Origin of the sequence: Terriglobus albidus (genome assembly GCF_025685425.1) — a bacterium.
GTDB lineage: Bacteria > Acidobacteriota > Terriglobia > Terriglobales > Acidobacteriaceae > Terriglobus > Terriglobus albidus.
In genome coordinates this window covers 48,037-65,457 of record NZ_JAGTAS010000048.1, presented here as the reverse complement: position 1 = coordinate 65,457, position 17,421 = coordinate 48,037, and the positions used below count along the sequence as shown (strand labels likewise).

General features: G+C 60.4%; 15 protein-coding genes. 7 read left to right on the top strand and 8 right to left on the bottom strand.

Features of this window, described 5'->3' with window-relative positions:
- Nucleotides 1–93: 93 nt before the first annotated feature.
- Nucleotides 94–2,706 carry a DNA topoisomerase (ATP-hydrolyzing) subunit B gene (gene gyrB / locus OHL21_RS08305; RefSeq protein WP_263416788.1) on the bottom strand — a complete coding sequence of 871 codons (2,613 nt, stop codon included), beginning with the start codon at nucleotides 2,704–2,706 and terminating at the stop codon, nucleotides 94–96.
- A gap of 151 nt (nucleotides 2,707–2,857) precedes the next feature.
- Here gyrB and OHL21_RS08300 point away from each other — a divergent pair, with 151 nt between their 5' ends.
- The 5 genes from OHL21_RS08300 (at nucleotide 2,858) to OHL21_RS08280 (ending at nucleotide 6,686) form a co-directional block, all read left to right on the top strand.
- Nucleotides 2,858–3,397: a GNAT family N-acetyltransferase gene (locus OHL21_RS08300; RefSeq protein WP_263416787.1), complete on the top strand. Its 540-nt coding sequence runs from the start codon at nucleotides 2,858–2,860 to the stop codon at nucleotides 3,395–3,397.
- 268 nt (nucleotides 3,398–3,665) lie between these two features.
- On the top strand, nucleotides 3,666–3,863 hold the full coding sequence (rpmI, locus tag OHL21_RS08295) for a 50S ribosomal protein L35 (RefSeq protein WP_263416786.1): 198 nt from the start codon (nucleotides 3,666–3,668) through the stop codon (nucleotides 3,861–3,863).
- 184 nt (nucleotides 3,864–4,047) lie between these two features.
- Nucleotides 4,048–4,422, top strand: coding sequence for a 50S ribosomal protein L20 (rplT, locus tag OHL21_RS08290; protein ID WP_263416785.1), 375 nt, complete (start codon nucleotides 4,048–4,050; stop codon nucleotides 4,420–4,422).
- 184 nt (nucleotides 4,423–4,606) lie between these two features.
- Nucleotides 4,607–5,935 (top strand): FAD-binding oxidoreductase, encoded by a 1,329-nt coding sequence (locus OHL21_RS08285; RefSeq protein WP_263416895.1) that lies wholly within the window; start codon nucleotides 4,607–4,609, stop codon nucleotides 5,933–5,935.
- A gap of 10 nt (nucleotides 5,936–5,945) precedes the next feature.
- Nucleotides 5,946–6,686: an SDR family oxidoreductase gene (locus OHL21_RS08280; protein ID WP_263416784.1), complete on the top strand. Its 741-nt coding sequence runs from the start codon at nucleotides 5,946–5,948 to the stop codon at nucleotides 6,684–6,686.
- Here OHL21_RS08280 and OHL21_RS08275 read toward each other — a convergent pair.
- Genes OHL21_RS08275 through nadC form a run of 6 tightly spaced genes read right to left on the bottom strand, consistent with a single transcriptional unit; the run spans nucleotide 6,676 to nucleotide 13,929 of the window.
- Nucleotides 6,676–9,375, bottom strand: coding sequence for a DNA internalization-related competence protein ComEC/Rec2 (locus tag OHL21_RS08275; protein WP_263416783.1), 2,700 nt, complete (start codon nucleotides 9,373–9,375; stop codon nucleotides 6,676–6,678). The genes OHL21_RS08280 and OHL21_RS08275 overlap by 11 nt on opposite strands.
- Before the next feature lie 20 nt (nucleotides 9,376–9,395).
- Complete coding sequence (gene rlmD, locus OHL21_RS08270) at nucleotides 9,396–10,682, bottom strand: 23S rRNA (uracil(1939)-C(5))-methyltransferase RlmD (RefSeq protein WP_263416782.1); 1,287 nt, start codon at nucleotides 10,680–10,682, stop codon at nucleotides 9,396–9,398.
- Nucleotides 10,679–11,416 carry a hypothetical protein gene (locus OHL21_RS08265; protein WP_263416781.1) on the bottom strand — a complete coding sequence of 246 codons (738 nt, stop codon included), beginning with the start codon at nucleotides 11,414–11,416 and terminating at the stop codon, nucleotides 10,679–10,681. Before OHL21_RS08265 ends, rlmD begins: the two co-directional genes overlap by 4 nt.
- A 2-nt stretch (nucleotides 11,417–11,418) precedes the next feature.
- Nucleotides 11,419–12,246, bottom strand: coding sequence for a type III pantothenate kinase (locus OHL21_RS08260; RefSeq protein ID WP_263416780.1), 828 nt, complete (start codon nucleotides 12,244–12,246; stop codon nucleotides 11,419–11,421).
- A gap of 28 nt (nucleotides 12,247–12,274) precedes the next feature.
- Nucleotides 12,275–13,045, bottom strand: a complete 771-nt coding sequence (locus OHL21_RS08255; protein WP_263416779.1) for a biotin--[acetyl-CoA-carboxylase] ligase — start codon at nucleotides 13,043–13,045, stop codon at nucleotides 12,275–12,277.
- Complete coding sequence (gene nadC / locus OHL21_RS08250) at nucleotides 13,045–13,929, bottom strand: carboxylating nicotinate-nucleotide diphosphorylase (protein ID WP_263416778.1); 885 nt, start codon at nucleotides 13,927–13,929, stop codon at nucleotides 13,045–13,047. The genes OHL21_RS08255 and nadC overlap by 1 nt, the downstream gene beginning before the upstream one ends.
- A 117-nt stretch (nucleotides 13,930–14,046) precedes the next feature.
- On the opposite strand from nadC, the gene OHL21_RS08245 reads away from it, so the two are divergent.
- Both OHL21_RS08245 and OHL21_RS08240 read left to right on the top strand, forming a co-directional pair.
- On the top strand, nucleotides 14,047–14,295 hold the full coding sequence (locus OHL21_RS08245) for a hypothetical protein (protein WP_263416777.1): 249 nt from the start codon (nucleotides 14,047–14,049) through the stop codon (nucleotides 14,293–14,295).
- 36 nt (nucleotides 14,296–14,331) lie between these two features.
- Entirely contained in the window at nucleotides 14,332–14,550 is a 219-nt protein-coding gene (locus OHL21_RS08240; RefSeq protein ID WP_263416776.1) for a hypothetical protein, read from the top strand.
- A gap of 70 nt (nucleotides 14,551–14,620) precedes the next feature.
- Here OHL21_RS08240 and OHL21_RS08235 read toward each other — a convergent pair whose 3' ends face one another.
- Nucleotides 14,621–17,419, bottom strand: a complete 2,799-nt coding sequence (locus OHL21_RS08235; RefSeq protein WP_263416775.1) for a phosphoenolpyruvate carboxylase — start codon at nucleotides 17,417–17,419, stop codon at nucleotides 14,621–14,623.
- Nucleotides 17,420–17,421: the final 2 nt, after the last annotated feature.

Below are 17,421 nucleotides of genomic sequence, written 5' to 3'. Positions count from 1 at the left end.
CATGGGTTACTCCACGTTGTCGATATGCCCTAAAACCGTTGAAAAGCAAAAGAGGAGGCCGAGGCCTCCTCTTTTGTTGGGTTGAACAAGGACTTAGATGTCGAGGTTCTTTACATCAAGCGCGTTCTCTTCGATGAACCGGCGGCGGCTTTCGACGTCTTCGCCCATGAGTGTGGTGAAGATCTCTTCCGTGCCCGCGATGTCCTCGAGCTTCACTTCGAGCAGCGTACGGCGATCGGGATCCATGGTGGTCTCCCAGAGCTGTTCGGCGGTCATTTCGCCGAGGCCCTTGTAACGCTGTACGTCGTACTCTTTGCGGCCCTGCTCGATGACGAACTCGAAGAGTTCGCGTGCGGACTTCTTCTCGACCGGGTCCTGCGGCAGCTTGGCCGCGCGCTTGGCGCCCTTGTTCTGCACCGCGGTGCCAGGAGCGGCCGCGGCCTCGGCGACGCCTTCCGTCTGCTGTTCTTCGACGATGTCGTCGGCATCCACCTTGCCGCCTTTCTGCACGTACTCGATCATGAACGGCGGCTGAAGCTGGTCCTTGATCTGCGCGTGCTTGCCGAAGAGCTGACGAATCTCAGGCGTGGAGGCCAGCACCCAATCGAGCTTGCGCTCAGCGCCATTCGAGTCCGTAAAGCTTACCGACCAGGTCTGGTGCTCCTCGTCGAGGATGGGATCGGAGACGCCCTTGAACTTGGCTTCCTTGCCGATCTCGATCAGGATTGCACGAAGCTGCTTGATCTTGTCCTGTGTCTCAAAGTCGGAGCGCTTCGACGGATCCTTGCCTTCGTGTGCGAAGAGGTTGGCGAAGGCCGCCGTCACTGCTTCGTTGCGCAGGCGCTTGTTGGCCTTGTCGAAGAAGCCGATGTAATCGTTCAGCTTGCCCATGAAGTCGGTCAGGGCACGGCCTTCCAGAGAGGCAGCGTTCTCGCCGTAGCGGATCACCATGCCGTCAGAGGCGCGCTTGACCATCACCTTCACGAACTCGCGGTCGTCTTTGATGTACTGCTCGAACTTGCCCTTCTTGATCTTGTAAAGCGGCGGCTGCGCGATGTAGACGTGGCTGCGCTGGATCAGCTCCGTCATGTGACGGAAGAAGAAGGTCAGCAGCAGCGTACGGATGTGCGATCCGTCGACGTCGGCATCGGTCATCAGGATGATCTTGCCGTAACGCAGCTTGGCGGCATCGAAGTCGTCCTTGCCGATACCGGCGCCGAGCGCCGTGATCATGGCTCGGATTTCTTCGTGACCCAGCATCTTGTCGTAGCGGGCCTTCTCGACGTTGAGGATCTTACCTTTCAGCGGGAGGATGGCCTGGAACTTACGATCGCGGCCCTGCTTGGCGGTACCGCCTGCGCTCTCACCCTCGACGAGATAGAGCTCGCAACGGTCAGGCTGCTTCTCGCTGCAGTCAGCCAGCTTGCCCGGCAGACCACCGCCATCCAACGCTCCCTTACGACGGGTGAGATCGCGAGCTTTACGGGCTGCCTCACGAGCGCGTGCGGCTTCGATGGCCTTGTTGATAATGCGCTTGGCCACCTGCGGGTTCTGCTCGAAGAAGGCGCCCAGACGCTCATTGACGAAGCTCTGCACCTGACCCGAGATATCGGAGTTCAGCTTGCCCTTGGTCTGGCCTTCGAACTGCGGCTGGGGAATCTTGACCGAGACCACAGCGACCAGACCCTCGCGGACGTCGTCGCCCGAGAGCGACTCCTTCATGTCCTTGAAGAGACCCAGCGACTGGCCGGCGGCGTTGATGGTACGCGTCAGCGCCGTGCGGAAGCCGGAGAGATGGGTTCCACCGTCGACCGTGTTGATGTTGTTGGCAAACGAGAAGACCGTCTCCGAGTAGGAGTCGTTGTACTGCAGCGCCGCCTCGACAACCAGCGTACCCTTCTCAGCTTCCATGTAGAACGGCTTGTCATGCAGCACCTGCTTGCCCTTGTTGAGGTGCTTGATGAACTCGGCGATACCGCCGTTGTACTTGAAGGTCGCCGTCTTGGAGTCACCGGTCTTGGCATCGCTGGTGCGCTCGTCGGTCAACGTGATCTCGATGCCCTTGTTCAGAAAGGCGAGCTGACGCAGACGATTGGCCAGCGTGTCGTAGTTGTACTCGGTGACCGTGAAGATGGTCTTGTCGGGCAGGAAGTGTACCTTGGTGCCGCGCTTCTTGGTCACGCCGGTCTGGCGTACCTTACTGGTGGGCTCGCCCTTGGAGTAGGTCTGCTCGTAGGTCTGGCCATTGAGCCAGATCTCGACATCGAACTCTTCCGACAGCGCGTTGACGCAGCTTACGCCTACGCCGTGCAGACCGCCGGAGACCTTGTAGGTGCTGGCATCAAACTTACCGCCGGCATGCAGCTTGGTCAGCACCACCTGCACCGCAGGCATACGCTCGCCATTCGGCAACGTCTTCTCGTCCACGGGAATACCACGGCCATCGTCGATAACAGTGATGGAGTTGTCGACATGAATGACGACATCGATCTTGGTCGCATAGCCGGCCAGGGCCTCGTCGACCGAGTTGTCGACGACCTCATACACCAGGTGATGCAATCCCTGCTCAGTGGTCGAACCGATGTACATGGCAGGGCGCAAGCGGACGGCCTCAAGGCCTTCCAGAACCTTGATATTTTCGCTGGTATATGAGGCGCTCGGCTGGGTACCGGGCATTGTTTCGGGGAGAACATTCTGAGTGGACATCAGGCTCCGTAAATTACTGAATTTGAGCGTCTTAGCATGGCCGTTCGAAACTTCGATGACATGCTTATTTTAGCACGTTCGGGGGTCTTCCCGCTGGTGTGCCCAGATGCCCAAACATGGCGTTTTTCGCGGGAAATGGCACACTTTTTCCATGGAATACACCCTGCGCACGGCACGAGCCGCGGATGTCCCCTACTTGCAACAGTTGCTGGAGCTCTCCGTCCGTTCGCTGCAGGCCGGAGACTACGGCCCGGCGGAGATTAATGCCGCCGTCCGCACCATCTTCACCGTCGATACCCGGCTGGTCGCAGATGGCACCTACTTCGTCGTAGAGGCGCCCGACGGCACTTTCGCAGCCTGTGGAGGCTGGAGCCGCCGGAAGACCCTTTACGGAGGCGATGCGCAAGTCGAAGCCAAAGAACCGGAACTCCTTGACCCCGCAAAAGACGCAGCCAAGATCCGGGCGATCTTCGTGCATCCGGACCATGCCCGGAAAGGCCTGGGCAGCCTGGTGCTGAGGACCGCCGAAGAGGCCGCCGCGGCAGAGGGTTTCCGGGAGCTGGAGATGGGTGCAACGCTGACCGGGTATCCGGTTTACCTGAAGCACGGGTATGTCGAGATCGAGCGACACCACGCGCCGGTGGGTGGGGGACTGACGGTTGAGGTAGTGAGGATGCGGAAGAGGATTTAGAGCATTTTCACTGTTGCTGGGTATCCCGGAAAGGCGTGCAGCGGCGTTTTCATTGGAAAACGCCCATCGATGTGGAAGCCCTGCAGGACACCTACAGTGAAAATGCTCTCTAGCCGGCTCAGAACTACCGAACCGGTAATGGCCGTGCTCCAACCATGGTGCAACCCGCCGGGAGGCGGCTGAACTGAGCGAGGACACAGCCGTTCCGGGCAGAATCTGGGGTATACTGAAAAACGTTGTTCGATGCAGTAACTCCGTAAGGGAAACCATGCCTAAGCTCAAGACACACTCAGGTGCGGCCAAGCGCTTCAAGAAGACTGGGACCGGCAAGATCAAGCGCGGTCAGTCGAAGATGCGCCACATCCTCACCTCGAAGGAGACCAAGACGAAGCGCAAGCTCGGCAAGTCGTCTTACGTTTCCGACGGCGACTACGCAAAGGTCAGCCGCATGATTCCCTACGCGTGAGCGTAGGCAGAATCTGAACCATTTCAGGTTGAGCCGCTGGAGACAGCAACGGGCCAAGAAAAGCGTACCGGCCCCTCGGTGAGCACAAGGGTGCGACACCGACACCAGACCTGAAGCAGTAAGCGCGTGAAGAGGTACTCTCACCTCCAGCCGCCTAAACGAAGTACGCAAAAGGAGAAATACGATGCCTCGCGTAAAACGTGGCACAAAGCGCAGTGACCGGCGCAAAAAGATTCTTAAGCGCGCAAGTGGTTACTTCCTCACAAAATCAAAGCTCTACCAGGCAGCGCAGGAAGCTGTTGAGCGTGGACTGAAGTTCGCCTACACCGGCCGTAAGCAGAAGAAGCGTCAGTTCCGCTCGCTGTGGATCGTCCGTATCGGCGCCGCCGCCAAGCTGAATGGCCTGAGCTACTCGCAGTTCATCAGCGGTCTGAAGAAGGCCGGCGTGGAGCTGGACCGCAAGGTTCTGGCCGACATCGCCGTCAACGACGCCGCGGGCTTCACCGCCCTGGCCCAGCAGGCCAAGGATGCCAACGCCGCCGCCAAGCAGGCTGCGTAAGTAACCGCTGCAAAGTTTCAAACCAACGGGCGCGACTTCGGTCGCGCCCGTTGTGTTTGGAACCACCCTCTTCTAATCCAGAGTTTTTAATTTCGTAAACTCCATCAGCTATCCTGTCTTCATGGCCACTGCCGCCGGATCCCCTCAAAGAACCTTGAGCGTACCTGACCAGAGCGACGACCAGATGACCGGAAAGCCTCCCTTTGAACCATGGGGCCGCTATCCGAAATACAACGCAAATGTCGTTCCCCTGCAGTGGCAAAGCGACTTTCCCGCAATCGTCTCCCGGTATGGCGGCATGCATAACGGCGCACTCGCCGTAGGCATGGGACGCAGCTATGGCGACGTCTGCCTGCTGAAAGACGGCAATCTGATGGTCACCACCGGGATGAATCGCATCCTCGGCTGGGATCCTGAGACCGGCATTCTGACCGCGGAGGCCGGCATGACGCTGGCTCAGATTCTGGACTTCTGCGTTCCACGCGGCTACTTTCTGCCCGTCACGCCCGGCACGAAATACGTGACCCTGGGCGGGGCCATCGCCAACGACATTCATGGTAAGAACCATCATGTTGCCGGCACCTTCGGCTGCCATGTGCCGGAGTTTGAGCTGGTGCGTTCCGACGGAACCCATCTGCGCTGCTCCGCGACGGAGAACCCTGACTGGTATGCCGCCACCATCGGCGGCCTGGGCCTGACCGGCGTGATCACATGGGCGAAGCTGAAGATGAAGCCCATCGTCAGCCGCAAGATCGACTACGAGGGAATCCAGTTCCACGGTGTCGATGAGTTTCTCGCGCTGACTGAAGCCAGCAAGCATGTGGAATACACGGTGAGCTGGATCGATTGCTCCTCGACCGGAAAGAACTTTGCCCGCGGCGTTTTCATGCAGGGCGACCACACCCGCAATCCCGGAGAGCTGAAGCCTTCACCAGAACCGAAGCTTATCTTTCCCTTCGAAGCTCCAGGCTTCATGTTGAACTCAGCATCCGTCGCCGCGTTCAACACGGTCTTCTTCCATAAGCAGATGAAGAAGCGCGTCACTGCACTGCAGGATTACGAGCCGTTCTTCTATCCGCTGGATAAGGTGCTGAAATGGAACCGCATGTATGGCGCTAGCGGCCTGCTGCAGTTCCAGTACGCCATTCCGTGGGAGCATGCACGCGAGGGCACAATCGCCATTCTGAATGAGGTTGCGAAGAGCGGCCTCGCCTCCTTCCTCGCAGTACTGAAGGCCTTCGGCGATGTTCCATCGCCCGGCCTGCTCAGCTTCCCGCAGCCCGGCATTACGTTGGCGCTGGACTTCCCCATCAAGCCCGGTAAGAGTTTCCCGCTCTTCGATCGCCTGGCAAAGATGACGCTGGAGTTCGGCGGCAAGCTTTATCCGGCCAAAGATGCCCGCATGACTGCTGCGCAATACCAGAAGAGTTATCCGGAGTGGCAGCAGTTCCGGCGCTACAAAGACCCGCTGCTCTCCTCCAGCTTCTGGGAGCGCGTGACACGAGAGGAATAGAACAACATCAATGAGCGAACGAGTTCTTGTACTGGGGGCAACCTCCGGCATTGCCGAAGCTACGTGCCGCGTATGGGCGAAACAGGGCGCGAGCCTGGTGCTGGTAGGCCGTAGCTCCGATAAGCTGGGCGCCGTAGCCGCCGATCTGCGCGCCCGCGGAGCCAAATTTGTGGAGACCGCAGTCGCCGATCTCGATGACACCGCGCGGCATCCGCAACTGTTGGCCGACTCCATCAACGCACTGGGCGGCCTGGACGTTGCCTACCTCGCCCACGGCATTATGGGCGAGCAGCAGCAGTCGGAAGAAGACTTCAACGCCGCCGCACAGGTGCTGTACACCAACTTCCTGTCACCGGTTTCACTCTGCACCTGGCTGTCGAACTACTTTGTCAAGCAGGGCCGTGGCGTGCTGGCGGTGATCTCCTCCGTAGCCGGCGAGCGCGGCCGTAAATCCAACTATGTCTACGGTTCTTCAAAGGCCGGCCTGACTGCCTTCCTCGACGGCCTGCGCAATCGCGTGGACCGCCAGGGTGTGACCGTGCTCACCATCAAGCCTGGCCCGGTGAAGACTGCGATGACCATGGGCATCAAAGGCAGTGAGAAGTTCGCCGATCCGGATAAGGTGGCGCAGAGCATCGTCGACGCGATCCATGCGCGGAAAGATGTCCTGTACGTACCGGGCATCTGGAAGATCATCATGTTCGTGATCCGCCACATTCCGGAGTCGGTCTTCAAGAAGCTCAATCTGTAGTGACGCTGCCGTCATTACGCAGCAGAAACGTAGAAGCACCCCGCAGGTCCGTACGCTCTGTACGGACCTGTGCTGTTTGCAGCCGTTGCAGGATCTCCATCCGCGGATGGCCGAAACGGTTATGTCTTCCGGCGGAGATGACAGCGTAGCCCGGATGCAGGGTCTGCAACAGCTCCGGCGTTGTGGAGGATAGACTGCCATGATGGCCGACCTTCAGCAACGTGACCGAATGAACCATGCCTGATGAGAGCATGGTGGCTTCACTCTGCCGCTCTGCGTCGCCTTCCAGCAGCACAGAGGCGCGGCCATAATCGACCTCCATCACCAGGGAATCGTTATTGATCGGCCCCAAACCGTTGGGCGCGGATGCCTGTGGAGCCAGCACCTGCACGCGTAGGCCGTCCCACGTGAGTGAGTCGGGAGCATGCATCCATCGCACGACAGTTCCCTGATCACGCGCCTGCTGCAAAAGACGGTGAAACGATGCCGAACCCGCATTAACACTGACCCATAGCTCACGTGGATGAAAGTTTCGCAGCACGGCGGCCATGCCGCCCATGTGATCGCTGTGCGCGTGGGTGAGAGCAATCACATCCAGCCTGCGGATCCCACGCGACCAGAGATAAGGGGAGACGACCTCTTCGCCGATATCCCAACCACCATTGGAAACCTGTGAAGAACCGACCTGACCTCCCGCGTCGATCAGCATGGTGGCTCCATGCGGGGAAGCAAGCAGGATGGAGTCTCCCTGGCCGACATCGAGCGCCGTGACTTCGAGTTCTCCTTGATGCAATGGAGCGCGATAGTGCCACGTGACCGCAAGCATCGCTACAGGAAGCAGCACGGCTGTCAGCCATACCCAGGCGCCACGTCGCCGTACCAGCCATAGACACCCGCCCCAGCATGCGAGAGCGAAGAGCATGGCCCATACCGGTGGTGCAGGCATGCGAAGATCGACCGCAGGTGCATGACTGACCCGCTGCACAATCACAGTCATGGCATGCAGCAACAGCGATGTCGCCGCAGCCGGCAAAATCGACAGCCAGGGTGAGATCAGGGATGCAACAAAGGTCACGATTGCTGTTGGCATCAGCATGCCCAGCAGCGGCACACACAACAGGTTGAGCGGGACTGAGAAGAGCGTGAGGCGATGGAAGTAGATGGCCATGGGCAGCGCCATCACCATCTCCGCCACAAGACTGACGAAGGCAAGTTCCACGAGGTGTAACACCGCGCGTACCATCCACGCGGGCAAGTTGCGAGCCCACGCACCGAAGATCCATCCTGCGGGCCGGCCGTACATGCGCAGCAGCACGCGGAAGTGGGCAATCCGCGGAGGAAAGCCGGTATCGAGTTGCACGAGACGCAACCGCTGCGTCGCCCGGAGATACGGCTGCACGGTGCGCTCAAGCAGAGGCACTGCAATTCCACCGATCGCGATGATCACCAGGAGCGACATCTGCAGGCTGGCTTCAAAGATCAGGTGTGGGGCCTCCGCGATCACCACAACCGCAGCGAGTCCAAGGGCATTCAGCGTACTGGGTTCACGGGAGAGCCAGCGCGTCAGCAGGAAGACAACCGTCATGGTTAGCGCGCGCTGCACCGGCGGCTGGAAGCCGGTCAGGAGAGCATAGAGCGTCGTGAGTCCGATGGTGATCAACACGCGACCGCCTTCCGGCAAACGTCGCGGCAGCAGCATGTAGATCATCGCTGCCAGAAGCGCTAGATGCATGCCGGCAACGACGAAGACATGGAAGGTGCCGGTGCGCTCGAAGGCAAGACGCATGCCATGGTCCAGCAGCGTGCGGTCGCCGAAGAGCATGGCACTCAGCATGCCGGCATCGTCGCCCGTAAGCCGCAGCATCGCGGGCAACATGCGGTTTCCGCGTGAGTCGGCCACGCGTTGCAGGCGGCCCGCGGCCCACGTTGCCCAGGCATGCAGCGTGCAGCGAAACCCAGCGTGCGCAGATGGCATTGGCTGCAGCACCGTTGCGTGAATGCTCGCGGTAGCGGCAATGTCCTGCTGCTCCAGGTATTCGGCATACTGCCATACACCCTGGTCGAGATAGCGTTCCGGCGTGCGCATCTGCACGGCAAACGCGAGCCTGTCACCACAGTGCAACCGCGGAAGCGCCGTAACATCGGCCGCCTGCACGTAGAGACGAAGACCTCCCTTCACGGGAAGCATGCGCGACGTGTCGGGCTTTACCTCTTCTACGCTGTCGACCGCAAGATCCACAGCGAGAAGGTTTGCACGCTTCGGAGCAGACTCGTCTTCGAGCGCCTCGGGATCGAAGGTTTCCGGGGCGTAGGTTGCGGCGCTGAGCGGCTGCACGCGAACCACCTGTGCCGTAATCTGGCGGCTGAGGCGGTCAGCGTACTGCGCCAACCCGGATGCGGATACGGCGCGAGGCTCCAACTCCAGACACATCATGCCGGCTACCAGCCAAAGCAGCAAAGCAGGCCAGAGCGCAACCCGCGGAGCATGACGTAGAGCAAGCCATGTCACCAGAACACAACATCCGCTGAGCCATAGCAGGCAGCCGATCGGAATCCAGTTCCATCGCGCCAGAACGATGCCGGAGATGAAACTTAGGGCCGCCAGAAAGACAGGAATACGCCCGAGCCGCAACGGCTCAATCGCCCAGCGAGGCCACAGCTTGTCGAGAATGGATGTGGCCGCGTGCACAAATAGAACGCCGGCAAAAGCTATCTCTCGAAGACGGCAACCGTCTCCAAATGAAATGTCTGGGGGAACATGTCCACGAGATGCAGCTCAGCTAACGTGTAGCCGGATTGTAGCAGTCCAGCTGCGTCGCGCGAGAAAGTAGCAGGATCGCAGGAGACGTAGACGATACGCGGCGTTCCTAAGGCGCCAAGCCGCTCAACCACCTCTTGCCCCAACCCGGCACGCGGCGGGTCGACCACAACCAGATCTGGCGCCTGCAGTTTGCCGCGGCGCAGAAACTCTGCCGTCGTCGCGCGAAGGGCACGATGGGGCAGGGTCACCAACGATGAAAGCTCGCGGAAGCTGGCCTCACCGATCTCGACGGCTGTTACCTGCGCGAAATGCTGCATCAGGGCAGCAGTGAAAAGACCCGCACCGGCGTACAGATCCCATGCGTGCTGTCCGCTGCGCTGTGCTGTCACCAGCGAAACCATGGTGTCGATAAGGAAACGGTTCACCTGGAAGAAGCCGCCTGCCTGGACACGATAGATCTGTGCTGCCGCCGTATACGGCAGAGACGGCTCGCCCCACTGTGCCGCAACATGGCCTTCTACCGACTCATCCGGCTGGCCACGATGGCCGCGCTGGTCGCGATCTGCCTGCACAACGCTGGCTCCGATGAGCTGCGGCATCTTCGATTGCAGCGCTTCGCACAGGCGCGCGAGACGCTGCGTCGCAATGGGCTTAACAGCAAGCAGCGTGAGCTGGAGCGCACTTTCGGATGCGTCGGTAAACAACTCCACCTCAGCAACGCCTTCCAGCGGAAGCCCCATCAAGGCCTGCGCGGCCTGCCACAACAGTGGCGCGGCGATGGGACACTCAGCAATCGGCAGAAAGACATGCGATCCCCGGCGGTTATAGCCGAGCCGGTTGTTCTCGCAGCGCAGACGAATACGGTTGCGATAGTGCCATGGTTCGGCGGCGTGCACAGCGATCTCTGGAAGCTGACGTACGCCTGCGCGTTCCATTGTTTCGCGCAGGATGCCGCGTTTCATGGCGAGCTGCGCCTCGTAGGCGGCATGCTGATACTGGCATCCGCCGCATACGCCGAAGTGGCGGCATAGCCCAGCGACACGTTCCGGTGCAGGCTCAACGACAGCGAGCAACTCCGCTTCGGCGAAACCCTTTTTCGATGCGCGCACGACTGCATCCACGACCTCGCCCGGAAGAGTAAAGGGAACGAAGACAGCTTTGCCCGCCTGCTCGCCTTCTGTCATGCGCGCGAGTCCGTTGCCGCCGTAAATGGCCTTCTCGATGCGCAGCTTCATAAATCGTGAGTCATGTAGAAGAGCGAGAGACGTGGAAGATTACGCGCCTCAAGGATGCGTTTCTGCAGGAACTGCTGCTCCACCTGGCGAATCTGCACGGCCTGCATGCGGCTGCGATACGGAGCAAGTTCGCGCGCGGCCTGTTCGCGCAAGGCGGTCAGCTCTGCCTCGGGCGCGGCCGTCATCAAGCCGGCAAAGAGCTTCTCCTCCAGCACGGTCAGCGTGCGGTCGAGCTGCTCCATATTGCCGGGCTGTGTTCCAAGACTTCCACCAGCCGTCACACGCATCTCTGCAGCCAGCGCGCGAAGACGCGCCGCTACCTCAGCCGCCACAGCATCAGCAGGGGCCGCCAGTTTGGCGCCGGCAAGAATGCCGGCATTCGATTCCAGGTAGCGCGCGACAGACTCGCCCTCGAAGCCGGACTCCTGTTCTTCCTGCGGATGCTTCGAGGCGCCAATCGCGGCTTCCTTCATCTCTTCGGTTGCTTCCATCACGGCCTGAGCACACCATGCCAGGCCGTTCACCTTGCGCACGCCGCGAGGCGCACGCCGCTGGCGTTCATCGTACTTATCGAAGGCCTGATCGATGCCGCGGAGCACCGCTTCCAGCGGAATGCCGGCATCGCGCCAGGTCTCAATCAAAGCCCAGTCCAGCGTGGAGAGCATGAGAAGCGATCCCCGACGTTGCTGGAAACGCTGCTCGATCTCAGTGAAGTAGTTGAAGTAATTCAGCACCGCTACGCCTGCAACACCTTCGCAGCTTCGCCCTGCCGGCGGCGGCGCTCCTGGTTGCGGTCGTAGATGATGCGCAGACCATCAAGAGTAAGCATTTCGTCGACCGTATCGAGATAGCGCGAGCCGGGCGCGATCAGCTTGCCGAGACCGCCGGTCACGACTGTCTTCACCGGTGCAGCGAGTTCAGTAATCATGCGCTCCAGGATGCCATCTACCAGGCCGATGTAGCCGTAGTACAGACCGATCTGAATGTTTTCCGTCGTATTGGTACCGATGATCTTGGAGGGCTTGCGAATCTCGACGCGCGACAACCGCGCAGCCAGATTGAAGAGCGCATCGGCAGAGATGCCCAGACCAGGAGCGATAGCGCCGCCGAGAAACTCGCCCTTAGCCGAGATGACATCGAACGTTGTGGCCGTGCCCATGTCCACCACAATGCAGGGGCCGCCATAGCGCTCGAACGCCGCGACGCAATTCACGATACGATCGGCGCCGACCTCAGTGGGATGATCGACCAGGACAGCGAGACCTGTGCGGATACCCGGCTCCACGAAGAGTGGCCGGATTTTAAATAACGTCTCCGAGACACGGCGCAACACCTGGTCGACGGGTGGAACAACAGAAGAGATAGCGACTCCGGTCACATCTTCAATCTTCAGGTCGCGCAGCTCAAAGAGCTCTCGCAGAAGAACACTCATCTCATCGACAGTGCGATGGAGAATGGTGGTAACACGCCAGTCGGCGATAAGCTTTGCCGGTTGACCGGCCTCCGGGCGGTCATACACGCCCAGCACAATGTTGGTGTTTCCTACATCGAGTGCCAGTAGCATTGCGCGCTCTTAGCCTCTTTCCCTTCCGTCATTCGCAAGGACGCACGCCGCCGGAGCGAACCGTTCGTATCCCCTCACGAGTCTTAACCAGCAAAAACCCCTGGGGATTCAACCCGCACGTCACCCCAGTATAGCCCTCGTCTTCGGCCACGCTCACCTGCTTATTCCGCACCCAGGAAGAGGCTGCGGCGAACCGTTCCAGCACGTCCTCTCCTGCCGCCAATGCCGTCAGCTCCGCCTCCAGGGCGTGCAACAGAGTGGTTAGAAGAACCTCTCGACTCTGGGGATGCCCGGTCTCTTGGCGCAACGAAGTGGCTGTATGGGAAAGCGGCTCAGGAAAGCTCTCGTGGTTTACGTTCAGGCCAATGCCGATCACGGCGTACCGCATTGCATCGCCCGCATATACCGACTCCACCAGGATGCCCGCGCACTTCTTTTCATGCAACAAAACATCGTTGGGCCAGCGAATATCGGCTGCCAGCGCGGTTGCCCCCTCGATGGCCGTTTTTACCGCCATGCCGGCAATCAACGAAAGCCAGAGCGCGCGGTCGCTGCTGAGCGACGGCCGCACCAAAACACTGACGTAGATGCCGTCCTGCGGACGCGAGTGCCACTGGTGGCCGCCGCGTCCCCTGCCCGCCGTCTGTTCCCCGGCTAGATAGACACTGCCGTGAGGAGCTCCACGCTGCGCCTGTGCCAGGGCGTAGGTGTTGGTCGAGTCGATCGTGGGAAAGTACGCGACCTGGTCCGCAAAGATGGTCCCGCGAAGCGCGGCCTGCATTGCTGCCAGGTCATACATCAGTACACGTCCGCGGTGATCTTCATACTGAGATCGACAGCAACGGCAGAGTGTGTCAGCGCGCCAACACTGATAAAGTCCACGCCAGTCTCGGCATAGCTGCGAATGGTCTTCAGGTTCATGTTGCCGCTGGCCTCGATGGAGACACCCGGGGCCCGCTTGCGGATCACCTTGACTGCCTTGGCGACCTCGGCGGGTGTCATGTTGTCCAGCAACAGAGCCTCTGCCCCGCCCAGCAGTGCCTGTTCCAGTTCGGTAAAGGTGCGGACCTCAACCTGGACCCTCATGCCGCCGCGGCGATCTTCCAAGGCCTTCTTCAACACGGTAGGAATGCCACCGCCGAGCGAGATGTGATTGTTCTTAATGAGCACGTCGTCATGCAGGTCCTGCCGGTGGTTGGTGCCGCCGCCGCAGGCCACGGCATATTTATCCAGCAGGCGCATTCCGGGCATGGTCTTGCGTGTATCCAGCACCTTGGCCTTCGTTCCCTGTACCTCCCGCACGTACTGTGCGGTAAGCGTTGCGATGCCGCTCATGCGCTGCATCAGGTTCAGAATCACGCGCTCGCAGGAGAGGATCGACGCGGCATTGTGGCGGATGACCGCCAGCGCCTGCCCCTTTTTCACCCGCACGCCATCGAAGATTTCGGGGTGGCTGATGACTTCAAAACGCCCGACGGGCTTCTTGCTGAGCCGGGCAAAGATCTCAAGAAATGCGGGGATACAGCCCAATCCGGAGACGACACAGTCTTCTTTTGCCAGGATCGACGCCGAGGCTCGCAGCAAAGGGTCAATCGTCAGTCGGGTTGTCTCATCCTCAGTCGCACGGTCTTCTATCAGCGCGGCTTCCAGCAGGGCAGTCACGCGCTTACTCTTCCAGTCCATGCGCTTCATTCTACGGTGTTTCGCGCTCCTGCTGAGCCCTGGCATATTTCTCCCGGAAACGGGCATCCACCTGCGGGGCAGCCCCATCTCAACACCCTCAAAAGGAGGTGACAGGCGATGGTTGAAGCACCGCACCACGAACCCGTCGGATTCACCAACCGCACACGCGGCCTTTCAGGCGAATACGCTCACGAACAGGGCTGGCAACTGTTCGAGGACGAGCGCCGCATTCCCGCCGTGGGACCGCCCGGCGTGGAGGAGAAATATCCCGGTCATGAGTATGATTGGGGCGCTCCATCCCCTCCCGGTGACGAGCCTGTCAGAGCACTGGAGATTGGGGACGAGAGTGAGACAGAAGCTGCCTGATCGCTGTATCGGCACAAAAGTGGAAAGGAGAAGAGGATGAGCAATAAACAATCGACTCCACTCAAACAACACGGGGACATCATGGAACCCGTGCATAACCGAGGCCACGACCGCAGCTACGCCGCCCACACCGGGACTGACGGCATGCAACAGATGAAACCACAGGAAGATTCCGGTAACAGCTCCGGAAGCCATGGAAACAGTCTGCGTCAGCCACCTGAGGTTCAAAGCCGTAGCGGTAAACAGCATCGCTAGATAAATCTCGGCAAAACACGAAGGCCCGCAACAGACGGATGCGGGCCTTCGTTATGTAGGTAACTTCGCATCAGCCAGTGTTCCGCAGACCCGCGGAGATGCCGTTGATGGTCGCCGTGATGGCGCGATTCAGGTCGTCTGTCTCTCCCTCATCGCGCTTACGCCGCATCAGTTCTACCTGGATCAGGCTCATCGGATCGACATACGGATTACGCAGACGCACTGACCGCGCCAGCACTGGGTTGGTAGCAAGCAGCTCTGTCTGCCCGGTCACCGCTAGCACCATCTTCTTGGTACGCTCGAATTCGGCCAACAGCTTCGACCAGACACGCTCGCGGAGCCCTTCATCCTTCACCAGTCCGGCATACATGCGGGCGATACCGAAGTCGCTCTTCACCAGCGCCATCTCAACGTTGCGGATCATGTCGATGAAGAGCGGGAACTCGCGCATCATCTGCTGCAGCAGAGCCAAAGCCTCCGGTCCCTTGCCGGCAAAGTTCTCCAGCGCATAACCGACTCCGAACCACGCGGGCACCAGGTGACGGCTCTGCATCCATCCGAAGACCCAGGGAATAGCGCGCAGATCAGCAAAATTGCGCTTGCCGCTGCGACGGGCGGGGCGGGAACCGATCTTGGCGTGTTCCAGCTCAACCACCGGTGTGGCCTGCTCAAAATAGGTGAAGACCTCCGGGTCTTCAACGATGCTGGAGCGGTAAAAACCATAGGAGGTGTCGCTCAGCTCGTTCAGCGCCTCTTCCCACTCCGGCGTAAGCAGACCGGTGAGACACGCATCGCATTGCGCCTTGGCATCGGGACGCGCCAGGGCGTCGAGCGAAGCGGCAAGCATCAGCTCCAGATTACGCTCGGCAAGCACCACATCAGAGTACTTCCAGTTCATCACTTCGCCCTGCTCGGTGATGCGGAACTGACCGTTGAATCCGTCGAAAGGCTGCGCATAGATGGCGCGGTGCGTCGGTCCACCGCCACGGCCGACGGTTCCCCCGCGGCCATGGAATAACCGCAGCTTCACGCCACACTCGCGGGCAACATCGTGCAGCGCGCGATGTGCTTTGTAAATCTCCCATGTCGAGGTGATCATGCCGCCGTCTTTGTTGGAGTCGGAGTAGCCAAGCATGATCTCCTGCTCGAAGTTCCAGCTCTCGAGCAGCGGCTTGTAAGCCTCGCTGGTCCAGACATCGCGGCAGATACGCGGAGCATTGCGCAGATCTTCAATCGACTCGAAGAGCGGCACCGGCTTCAGACCAGGATCGCCTTCACGGCCTTCCACCGTAACGCCGCCCATGCGGGCCAGCCAGATGACGCGGAGCAGGTCTTCTTTTTCGGTAGCGCCACTGATGACGTACTGGCGAATGGCGCGGGGCGACTTCCGCTTGATCTCGGCAACGGCGCGCACCGTCTCGATCAGCTCCAGCGTCTGCGCGGAGATCTGCTTCGGCAAAGCGCCTTCGCTCACGCGCTGCACATCGCCAAGCTCCGCAACAGCAGCAGCGTGTACGCGGGCGTGCTGGCGGATATCGAGGGTGTGCAGATGCAAGCCGTAGGTACGCACCTCCAGCAATAGCGGATCGAGCAGCAGCTCAGCGAGGCGGCTGCCGCGATTCTCCATCAGGCTGCTGCGCAGCACACACAGGTCATGCTGAAACTCATCGGCGCTGGCGTAGCGCGGCAACGCAGGCAGTCCGGAGAAGGGCACGCTGCTGCGCGGCGAAGCGCCGAGGCGGATCATGATGCAGATGACCAGCAGGCGTACCGGCTCATGCGCAAAGCGCTTCTCCAACCCCTCGTGCTCAGTACCGTGGAAGTGTTTGACGTAGCCGGCCATCAGCTTCAACAGCTCCTTTGAGACCGGCGCCTGCTGGGTGCTGGCGCCGAGTTGCTCAAAGAGATTCTGCAGCCGCGCGCCATAGTGCTTCAGCAGGAGATTCGAAGCCATCGTGATGGCTTCGCGCGTGACATCGGGCGTGACGTAAGGATTACCGTCGCGGTCGCCGCCGATCCAGGAGCCATAGTCCACAACGATGGGCAGATCGGCAGGAGCGGGCTTCAGGTTGTACTCGGCGGCCAAAGCGCCGGAGATCTCTCCATAGAGCCGGGGCAGCGTGGCGAAGAGCGAGGCCTCGTAGTAGTCCAGGCCGATGCGAATCTCGTCACGGACCGAAGGCCTCTCGGTGCGTACATCGTTGGTCTGCCACAGAGCCGTAATCTCAGCCATGAGCTCGCGCTCCAGGGCTTCAAGACGCTCGGGAGCGGTGGGGATACGGTCCAGCCGCCAGAGAATGTAGCTGATACGGCGCTGCTTGAACATGACCAGGCGGCGCGCCACCTCTGTGGGATGCGCAGTAAAGACCGGCGTCACACACAGCTTGCCTAGAAGGTCGTACGCCTGCTCTGCCGTATAGCCGACCTGCTTCATCCGGCGTAGCGTACCCCGCAGCGACCCGCGCTGAGGGATCGTGGAAGGATTCAGCTCGTGTGCAACACGGCGACGCTTGCGGTGATTCGTCTCCGCCAGGTTGATGAGCTCGAAGTAGAAGGCAAACGCGCGCGCCAACTGGTAGGCCTGCTTCTCATCCAGGCTGTGAATGCTGAGGATCGTCTGTTGCAGATTGCTGTTGGCCCGGGCAGTATCACCCTTCGCATCTGCGTCGCGGCGCTCAATGGCGGAAAGGCGCAGTGTCTCCACCAGTTGGAACAGCTCTTCGCCGACCTGTTCGCGAAGCACATCGCCCAGCAGTTTGCCCAGCGAGCGCACATCGCGCCGTAACGGCGCCTCTTTCAGATCGCCCGTCTGTGCCTCCAACTCGGCCAGACGTTCGCTCCAGTTCTTCGGTTGCCACAACGAAGCCATAC